This is a genomic window from Streptomyces sp. (genome assembly GCF_035563135.1).
Taxonomy (GTDB): domain Bacteria; phylum Actinomycetota; class Actinomycetes; order Streptomycetales; family Streptomycetaceae; genus Streptomyces.
Map to the genome: position 1 here is coordinate 1 of NZ_DATMVN010000883.1, position 9,119 is coordinate 9,119.

Sequence of the window (9,119 nt, forward strand, 5' to 3'; positions counted from 1 at the left end):
GCGATGATGACGAGCATCATGCCGATCGCGAGGATCAGGATGTAGCTGTTCTGCAGCACCAGGTTGGAGACGTTGCGGGGCAGCAGCAGGTCGCCGTCGGTCCACACCGCGAACAGCGCCACGATCAGGCCGAGGGCGATCAGCATGCCGTACTGCCGCATGTTGCGGCGCATGCCGTCGAGCATCAGCTGCAACAGGCCGCCGCCGGGGGCCGAACCGCCCTTGCCGGGCGGCGCCGGGGCCGGGTTCTTGGCGGTCACGTCCGTGCTCATCGGGTTACCTCTTTGTCCTTCGTCATCTGACGCATCAGCGCTTCCTGCGAGGCCTCGGCCCGCGAGAACTCACCCGTCAGCCGCCCCGCGGCCATCGTGTAGATGCGGTCGCACATGCCGAGCAGCTCCGGCAGTTCGGAGGAGATGAAGACGACCGCCTTGCCCTCGGCGGCCAGCCGGTCGATGACCGTGTAGATCTCGTACTTGGCGCCCACGTCGATGCCGCGCGTGGGCTCGTCCAGGATCAGCACCTCGGGACCCGCGAAGATCCACTTGCTGAGGACGACCTTCTGCTGGTTGCCGCCGGACAGCTTGCCCACCGGCTCGAAGACGGTCGGCGCCTTGATGTTCATGGACGTGCGGAAGTCCTCGGCGACCTGCCGTTCCCCGTGCTCGTCGACCACGCCCCGCTTGGCGACCTTGCCCAGCGCGGTCAGCGAGATGTTCCGGTTGATGGTGTCGATGAGGTTGAGGCCGTAGTACTTGCGGTCCTCGGTGGCGTACGCGATGCCGTGCCTGATCGCCTCGGGGACGGTCTTCGTACGGATCTCGGTGCCGTCCCTGAGGACGGTGCCGCCCGCGTAGCGGCCGTAGGAGCGGCCGAAGACGCTCATCGCCAGCTCGGTGCGGCCGGCGCCCATGAGCCCGGCGATACCGACGATCTCACCCCGCCGCACCTCGACCGAGACGTCGTCGACGACCTTGCGCTGCTGGTCGATGGGGTGGTGCACGGTCCAGTTGCGGATCTCCAGGGCGGGCGCGGTCCCCTCCTCCGGGTGGTGCGGGGTCCGCTCCGGGAAGCGGTTCTCCAGGTCGCGGCCGACCATTCCGCTGATGATCCGGTCCTCGGTCGTCCCCGCCGCCTTCACGTCGAGCGTCTCGATGGAGCGCCCGTCGCGGATGATCGTGACCGAGTCGGCGACCCGGCGGATCTCGTTCAGCTTGTGCGAGATGATGATCGAGGTCATGCCCTGTTCCTTCAACGAGAGGATCAGGTCGAGGAGTTTGCCGCTGTCCTCGTCGTTGAGCGCCGCCGTCGGCTCGTCGAGGATGAGCAGCTTCACCTTCTTCGACAGCGCCTTGGCGATCTCCACCAGCTGCTGCTTGCCCACACCGATGTCGGCGACGCGGGTCTCCGGGTGCTCGTCGAGGCCGACCCGGCGCAGCAGTTCGCCGGCGTGCCTGAGGGTGTCGTTCCAGTTGATCAGTCCGCGCTTGGCGTGCTCGTTGCCGAGGAAGATGTTCTCCGCGATGGAGAGGTACGGCACCAGCGCCAGCTCCTGGTGGATGATCACGATGCCGTGCTGTTCGCTCGCCCGGATGTCCTTGAACCGGCAGGTCTCGCCCTCGAAGAGGATGTCCCCTTCGTAGCTGCCGTGCGGATGGACGCCTGAGAGCACCTTCATCAGGGTCGACTTGCCGGCGCCGTTCTCTCCGCAGATGGCGTGGACCTCGCCCCGGCGGACGGCCAGTGTGACGTCCGACAGCGCTTTGACACCGGGAAAGGTCTTGACGATCGAGCGCATTTCCAGGACGGGTCCCGCCATGGTCTTGCCTTCCAATCCTTGAGGGGGCCCGGTTACTTGAGGTCGTTCTCGGTGTAGTAGCCGTCGGCGACGAGGGCTTCCTCGTAGTTGGCCTTGTCGACGCTGACCGGCTGCAGCAGGTAGGCGGGGACGACCTTGACACCGTTGTCGTACGACTTGGTGTCGTTGGTCTCGGGCTTCTTGTCGTTCAGGGCCGCGTCGACCATGTTCGAGGCCACCTTGGCGAGCTTGCGCAGGTCCTTGTAGACGGTCTGGGTCTGCTCGCCCGCGATGATCGACTTCACGGACGCGAGCTCCGCGTCCTGGCCCGTGACGACCGGCATCGGCTTGGCCGCGGTGCCGTAGCCGTCCGACTTCAGGGCGGAGAGGATGCCGATGGAGATGCCGTCGTACGGCGAGAGCACGGCGTCGACCCGGGTGCTGCGGTAGGTGGACGTCAGCAGGTCGTCCATGCGCTTCTGCGCGGTGCCGCCGTCCCAGCGCAGGGTGGTGACCTGGTTGAGGGCGGTCTGCTTGGACCTGACGACCAGCTCGCCCTTGTCCACGTACGGCTTGAGGACGTTCATCGCGCCCTGGAAGAAGTACTTGGTGTTGTTGTCGTCGTTGGAACCGGCGAACAGCTCGATGCTGAAGGGGCCCTTCTTGCCGCCCCCCAGGCCGAGCTTGTCCACGATGTACGTGCCCTGCAGTTCGCCGACCTTCTCGTTGTCGAACGAGGCGTAGTAGTCGACGTTCTCCGTGCCGAGGATCAGCCGGTCGTAGGAGATCACCGGGATGTCGGCGTCCTTGGCCTGCTGCAGCACGTTGTTGAGGGACTTGTTGTCGATCGCGGCGACGATCAGGGCGTCCACACCCTGCGTGATCATGTTCTCGATCTGCGAGACCTGCTGGTCCGGGTCGTCCTCGCCGTAGGCGAGCTTGGTCTCGTAGCCCTTGGCCTTCAGTTCCTTCACGACGTTCGCGCCGTCGGAGATCCAGCGCTCGGAGGACTTCGTCGGCATCGCGATGCCGATGGTGGCGCCGTCGGCGCCCCCCTTGTCCTCCTCGCTGCCGCCCTCACCGCTCTGACCGCAGGCGGACAGGGTGAGGGCGAGTGAGGCGGCGGAGGCCATGGCGGCGAGTGCGGCTCTGCGGTTGCGCATAGTCATCATCCTTGATGTGGGGCGGACTCGTTCCGGTGGCGCCGGCACACCCCGAAAGCTGCGGGCGGGCGGCCGAGAACAGGTGTGTGGGATTGTGCGCGGCTGTGTCTTCTTTTGTGGAGCGAAGTTTCCGGAACGTTATGAGGAGATCCCGAACCGGTTGAGCGGGCCCGGCAGCCGGCTGCCGAGCGGGGACATGCCTCCGTCCGCCCCGTGCCGCGCGAGCAGGTCCAGCGCGAGCCGTCCGCGCCGCACCCGCTCCTTCGCCGTGGCCAGCGCCAGCTCCCGCAGGTGCTGGCCGTACGGATAGATCCCGGGGGACTTGGACAGGCCGAACTTCAGGTAGAGCGGCGCGCCGCGCCGGATCAGCTCGGCGGCCTCGTACATCCGCACATAACCGCCGAGATCGTCCGGCGCCTCGATGTAGAGGTCCATCGGGGCCCGCGAGACCCGGCGGATCTCGGTGAACTGGGCGAGCGTCAGGTCGGACGGGACATTGATCGAGTCGGCGCCGAGCTGCTCGAACACGGCGTAGGAGGCCGGGTTCACCGGGCCGATGAGCGCCGACACCTTGAAGGTGGTGTCCGCGGGCAGGACGCCCCGCTCACGCAGCCTGTGCAGGGTCCACAGCACGCCCTCGTCCGCCACCAGCAGGCACTTCACGCCCAGCCCGGTGGCGCGCAGGGCGTCCTCGACGCAGCCGGCCAGGGCGTCGTGGCCGCGGGAGCGCAGCCCCGCGCCGCCGGAGTCCGTGCGGACCGAGGCGCCGGTGTCCCAGGTGCCGCGCGGCCCTGTGAACAGGCAGAGTTCGATGTCCCGTTCGGCGCAGCCCTCCACCATCTCGGTGATCTCCGCGTCGGTCAGCATCCAGATCCCGCTGCCCTGGCTGATGCGGTGCACCGGGACGTCGAGCCTCGCGGACTCCTTGAGCACGACACCGAGGGCCTCCGGTCCTTCCACGGACGGCACCTCGGTGCGCCAGCTCCCGCCGTCGGGAAAGGAGTGCGGCGAGGCGTCCGCCGGGGACAGGGGCGCGGGGCCGAGGCCGAGCGCGGTGAGTACGGCGTCGCCGGGGCGGCGGGCACCGGCGGAAGAGACAGGGGTGGCGTTCACGAGTGGTCCTTCATGTTCGGTATTTCGGACGACATTCGGGTCTTTGGGGGTACGCCGGTGAGCACGCCGGCACGGGGCGGTCAGGACGCCGCCGTGCCGGCGCACGGATCAGGGCGGGGCCGTCATGGCCGCAGCAGCACCTTTCCGGTCTCCGGATCCCCGGAGCCCACCAGTGCCACGGCTTCGGCGAACCCTTCCAGCGGGAACTCGTGGGTGATCAGCGGAGCCGGATCGAGCAGCCCGGCCGTGAACGCCCGCACCGCGTAGGACCAGGCGGCCGAGGGCGCGCCAAAGACGCTGCGCACGGTGAGCTGGCTCAGCGACAGGTGCACCGGGTCGATGCCCGTCGCGCCGGGGGTGAACATCCCGGTCAGGACCACCCGCCCGCCGCGACGCGCCAGCAGGCACGCGTCGGCCGCGGTGGACGGCGCTCCGGCGGTCTCCACGACCAGGTCGTAGCGGCCCCGCACCTCCTCGGCCTCCTTGGGCGCACGGGCCTCGTCCGCCCCGAAGCCCAGGGCCAGGGTGGCGCGTTCATGCCTCGGGTCGATCACGGTGAGCTCCGCGGGCGACACCGCCGCCAGCAGCTGCACCGCGAGCAGGCCGAGCGTGCCCGCCCCCAGCACGGCGATCCGCTCACCCGGCTCGGGCGCCCCCGCCCGTACCGCCGCCGCGATCACCGCGGCCGGCTCCAGCAGGGCCGCGGCCCGCAGGTCCGCGTCGTCGGCCAGCGGGTGCAGCAGCCGCGCCGGGACCACCAGGTGGTCGGCAAACGCTCCGGGCCGGGTGAAGCCCGTCTCGTCGTAACCCGCCGTGCACAGGGAGGTCTCCCCGTACCGGCACCGCTCGCAGCGCCCGCACGCCCGGAAGCCCTCGGCGACCGTGCGCCGTCCGGTCAGCGCGGGGTCCACGCCCTCGCCCACCGCGTCGACGGTCCCCGACCACTCGTGACCCGGTACCACGGGGTAGCGCACGTAGGCGGGGTCCCGGTGGCCGTCGTACACCTCGCGGTCGCTCATGCAGATCCCGGCAGCGGCCACCCGCACCCTGACCTCGCCGGGCCCCGGCTCCGGGAGCGGACCCTCGTCCAGCCGGTGACTGCCCGGCCGGTCGACGGTCAGCGAGCGGGAGACGGAAGTCACTTGGGCTGCCTCTTCTCCCAGCCGTCCGCCCACAGGTCGAACCGTGCCTGCTGCTGCGGGAATTCCGCCGCCGCGTCCACGTCCAGCTCCACGCCGAGGCCGGGGGCGTCGGAGAGCTCGAAGCAGCCGGTGGCCGGGTCGACCGTCGGAGCGCCCTTGACGACCTTCTTGATGTCCGCGTCCGCGAAGTCGTTGAAGTGTTCCAGGATCTTGAAGTTGGGGGTGCAGCCCGCGACCTGGAGGCTGGCCGCCGTCAGCACCGAACCGCCCACGTTGTGCGGGGCGATCAGCGTGTAGTGGGTCTCCGCGGTCGCCGCGAGCTTGCGGGTCTCCAGGATGCCGCCGATGTGGCCGACGTCCGGCTGGATGATGTCGACGGCCTGGGACTCGAAGAGCTCGCGGAACTCGATGCGGTCGTGGATGCGTTCCCCGGTCGCGATCGGGAGGTCGACCTTGTCCGCGACCTTGCTCAGCGCCTTGAGGTTCTCCGGCGGCACCGGCTCCTCCAGCCACGCGGGCTTGAACGGCGCCATCTCACGGGCGATCCGCACCGCCGTCGACGGGCTGAACCGGCCGTGCATCTCCAGCATCAGCTCGGTGTCGGGCCCGATGGCGTCCCGCACGGCCTCGATGAGGGACACGGCGTAACGCGTCTCCTCCTGGCCCAGCTCGAAGTGCCCCGTGCCGAAGGGGTCGATCTTCAGGGCCCGGTAACCGCGCTCGACGACTCCCTGCGCCGCCTTGTGGTACGCCTCCGGAGTGCGCTCAGTGGTGTACCAACCGTTGGCGTAGGCCTTCACCCGGTCGGTGACCTTCCCGCCCAGCAGCTGCCAGACGGGGACGCCGAGCGCCTTGCCCTTGATGTCCCAGCAGGCCATCTCGATGACCGCGATGCCGGACATCACGATCTCCCCGGCGCGCCCGTAGTCGCCGTACTTCATCCGGCCGACGAGGTCCTCGATCGCGAACGGGTCCGAGCCGGTGATGTGGTTGACCGACGCCTCCCGCAGGTAGCCGAGCAGGGCGTCCGTGCGGCCCAGCATCCGCGTCTCGCCCACGCCGGTCAGGCCCTCATCGGTGTGGACCTGGACGTAGGTGAGGTTGCGCCACGGCGTGCCGACGACATGCGTGCTGATTCCGGTGATGCGCACGAGTGTTGCCTCTCCACGTGTTCGGTATTTCGTCGCTCGTTCGAAATGCTGGCGTGACCGTAATGACGGGCCGGGGGACGTGTCAATGGTTCGCGTAAGACCGGCCGGTGGAGGAGGGGGCGACGCCGCCCCCTCGGACGCCGTCCGGTCTGGGTACGCTGGCGCCATGAGCGATCTCGGGGCGGGTTTCGGTTACTTGATCAAGGGCCAGCGCTGGGCCTTCGGGCACGGCCGGTGGTTCGGCTTCGGCCTGCTGCCCGCGCTCGTCACCCTCGTCGTCTACGCGGGCGCCCTGGTCGGACTGGGCTACGGCGCCGACGACTTCGTCGCCTGGGCCACCCCGTTCGCCGACGACTGGTCCTCGCCCTGGCTGGGGCTCCTGCGCAACACCCTGGTCGCCCTGGTCTTCGCGTTCGGGCTGTTCCTCGTGGTCATCACCTTCACCGCGGTGACCCTGCTGGTGGGCCAGCCGTTCTACGAGTCGCTCTCCGAGGAGGTCGACCGCAGCGAGGGCGGCGAGGTCCCCGAATCGGGCCTGCCGCTCTGGCGCGAGCTGTGGATCTCCGCGCGCGACTCCGTCCGCATCCTGCTGCGCGTCGCGCTGTACGGGGTGGTGCTGTTCGCCCTCGGGTTCGTCCCCGTCATCGGGCAGACCGTGATCCCCGTCCTCGGCTTCTGCGTCTCCGGCTACTTCCTCTCCGAGGAACTCACCTCCGTCGCCCTCCAGCGCCGCGGCATGGTCCTGAAGGACCGGCTCGCGCTGCTGCGCGGCCGCCGCATGATGGTCCTGGGCTTCGGGGTCCCGCTCACGCTGGCCTTCCTCGTGCCCTTCGTCGCCGTGTTCCTGATGCCGGGCGCCGTCGCCGGGGCGACCCTGCTGGCCCGCGAGCTGACGCCGCCGCCCGCACCGGCCCCGGTCCCGGCTCCCGCGCACGGGCCGCACACCCTGCGCAAGGACGGGTGAGGACGGGGAGGGACGGGTGAGGCCGCCGGACCGGACGGCCCGGCGGCCTGCCGCCCGTCAGGCGCCGTGGACCTCCAGCGCGGTCCGGACGGCGGACTCCAGGGCGCCCTCGATCCAGGCCGGCTTGATGGACGTGTGGCAGCCGGCGAAGTGCAGCGGCCCCTCCGGGGTGCGGATGTCGGGGAACAGCTCGGTGTGCTGGCCCGGCAGCAGCACCGACGCCTCGCCGTACGCGTACGGGTCGCGCATCCAGGACTGGGTGCGGCCCACGCCCGTGTAGAACACCTCGATGCGCTGCCCGTACACGTCCTGCACCCCGCCCAGGGTGCGCGGGTAGCGCTCGTCGTCGTCCAGCGAGTCCCACTTCAGGGCGTCGTCCGCCCAGCTGTACGAGGCGAGCAGGACCCCGCCCCTGCTGCCCTCGACCGGGTGCGAGGGCTGGTACATGAACCGGTTGGCGTTGTCCGTCACCGAGCCGCCGCCGATGACGTGGGCCGCCTCCGGCTGGTTGCGGGCGGTGGCCCGGCAGGCGGCGTAGTGCACCCGCTGGTTGGGCGGGATGTGGCCGCGCGGCACGGAGGGGTGCGCGCCCAGCAGCGAACCGTCGGCCGGGGCCCTGCCCAGCCGGTAGGCGTCGTACAGGCCGGGGCGCACGGCCTCCAGCTCACGCTTCCAGTCCGCCTCGTCGAACTCCCACCAGCGCAGGCTGAATTCGAGCAGCACCTTGGTCGCCGCGTCGTAGTGGACCTCGGTGACCGCCCGCCGCTTGCCGTACGACAGCGCGGGCGTCACCGGGATGTGCCGCAGCCCGGAGAAGGGCACCGTGATGATCGCCCGGTCGCCGGTGAAGGCCTCCCGGACGACGGGGCCGTTCCGGCCCTCCGAGACCGTCTCGACGCGCACCCCGTCCTTGCTGTGGCTGATCCGGGTGGCCCGGCGGTCCAGGCGCACCAGGCCCTTCACCTGCGCGTACATCGCGTCGGCCAGGGTCGCGGTGCCGTCGGGCAGCTCGAAGAAGGAGGTGGCGGGGCTGATCAGCGAAGCCCCGATGAAGCTGTGCAGGAAGGCGAGATGTAGGCGCGAGGTCATGTTCTCGACGGTGCCGATGAGATCGATGGTGCGCTCGTCGAGCTTGGCCGCCTCGGTCAGGTACCGGTACATCGACCAGTGCCCGTACCGCTGGAGGATCCGGGCCCAGCCCTCGACCAGGGCCGTCCCCTCCTTGCCCTCGATCTCCTCGCGCACGGGGGCGAAGGCGTTCCGCACGATCTGGGAGGCGGGGGTGTTCTCGTGGGCCGCGGGCACGCCGAAGGACCGGTTGACCGCCTGCGGCTTCGCCGCGTAGTCGGCACGGCGCATCCGGACGCCGTTGACGTGGATCCAGGTGCGGTTGGCGGGCCGCCCCTCCCCGTCCACGTCGACCAGGTGGAAGCGGCGGGTCTTCAGCCCGAGGTGCGCCATCAGACCGGTGACCAGCGGATGGCTGTCCGGGATCCGCATCGCACCGGCCTCGGCGTACTGCTTCGGGTCGGCGAAGGGCGGGTCCGACTTCTCGTGCCCGCCGGCCCGGAAGGTCTTGATGCGGCCGCCGACACGGTTGCCGTTGGCCTCGATCACGGTGACCTTGTGGCCCGCCTCGTGGAGCAGCCGTGCCGCGGTCAGCCCGGCCGGCCCCGCGCCGACGACCAGCACCTTCTTGCGCGCGCCCCGGGTGCGGGGCAGCCCCTTGTCCAGCAGGACCTCACGGTAACGGGGCACCAGGTCACGGTCGTTCCCGTCACGCACGAG

The 9,119-nt window shown here is 70.1% G+C and carries 7 protein-coding genes and 1 pseudogene; 1 reads left to right on the top strand and 7 read right to left on the bottom strand.

Features of this window, described 5'->3' with window-relative positions:
- The 6 genes and pseudogenes from VN520_RS38970 to VN520_RS38995 all read right to left on the bottom strand — a co-directional run.
- A pseudogene (locus tag VN520_RS38970) lies at positions 1-272 on the bottom strand (sugar ABC transporter permease); the annotation flags it as partial.
- Positions 269-1,819, bottom strand: coding sequence for a multiple monosaccharide ABC transporter ATP-binding protein (mmsA, locus tag VN520_RS38975; RefSeq protein ID WP_325751691.1), 1,551 nt, complete (start codon positions 1,817-1,819; stop codon positions 269-271). The gene mmsA and the pseudogene VN520_RS38970, both read right to left, overlap by 4 nt.
- Before the next feature lie 32 nt (positions 1,820-1,851).
- A complete protein-coding gene (gene chvE / locus VN520_RS38980; protein WP_325751692.1) occupies positions 1,852-2,961 on the bottom strand; it encodes a multiple monosaccharide ABC transporter substrate-binding protein in 1,110 nt (369 codons plus the stop codon).
- Between the two features lie 138 nt (positions 2,962-3,099).
- Entirely contained in the window at positions 3,100-4,074 is a 975-nt protein-coding gene (locus VN520_RS38985) for a hypothetical protein (RefSeq protein ID WP_325751693.1), read from the bottom strand.
- 122 nt (positions 4,075-4,196) lie between these two features.
- The gene (locus tag VN520_RS38990; RefSeq protein ID WP_325751694.1) at positions 4,197-5,216 is read right to left on the bottom strand and encodes a zinc-dependent alcohol dehydrogenase; all 1,020 of its coding nucleotides are present in this window, start codon (positions 5,214-5,216) and stop codon (positions 4,197-4,199) included.
- Complete coding sequence (locus tag VN520_RS38995) at positions 5,213-6,367, bottom strand: mandelate racemase/muconate lactonizing enzyme family protein (RefSeq protein WP_325751695.1); 1,155 nt, start codon at positions 6,365-6,367, stop codon at positions 5,213-5,215. The genes VN520_RS38990 and VN520_RS38995 overlap by 4 nt, the downstream gene beginning before the upstream one ends.
- 166 nt (positions 6,368-6,533) lie before the next feature.
- Here VN520_RS38995 and VN520_RS39000 point away from each other — a divergent pair, with 166 nt between their 5' ends.
- Positions 6,534-7,331, top strand: a complete 798-nt coding sequence (locus tag VN520_RS39000) for an EI24 domain-containing protein (RefSeq protein ID WP_325751696.1) — start codon at positions 6,534-6,536, stop codon at positions 7,329-7,331.
- 57 nt (positions 7,332-7,388) lie between these two features.
- On the opposite strand, the gene VN520_RS39005 is transcribed toward VN520_RS39000, so the two are convergent.
- On the bottom strand, positions 7,389-9,119 hold a 1,731-nt coding region (locus VN520_RS39005; RefSeq protein WP_325751697.1), incomplete at its 5' end, for a flavin monoamine oxidase family protein.

Bases quoted from the DNA above. Each gene is read 5' to 3' on its own strand.
- mmsA (WP_325751691.1), bottom strand. From the start codon at position 1,819: ATGGCGGGACCCGTCCTGGAAATGCGCTCGATCGTCAAGACCTTTCCC.
- chvE (WP_325751692.1), bottom strand. From the start codon at position 2,961: ATGCGCAACCGCAGAGCCGCACTCGCCGCCATGGCCTCCGCCGCCTCA.
- VN520_RS39000 (WP_325751696.1), top strand. From the start codon at position 6,534: ATGAGCGATCTCGGGGCGGGTTTCGGTTACTTGATCAAGGGCCAGCGC.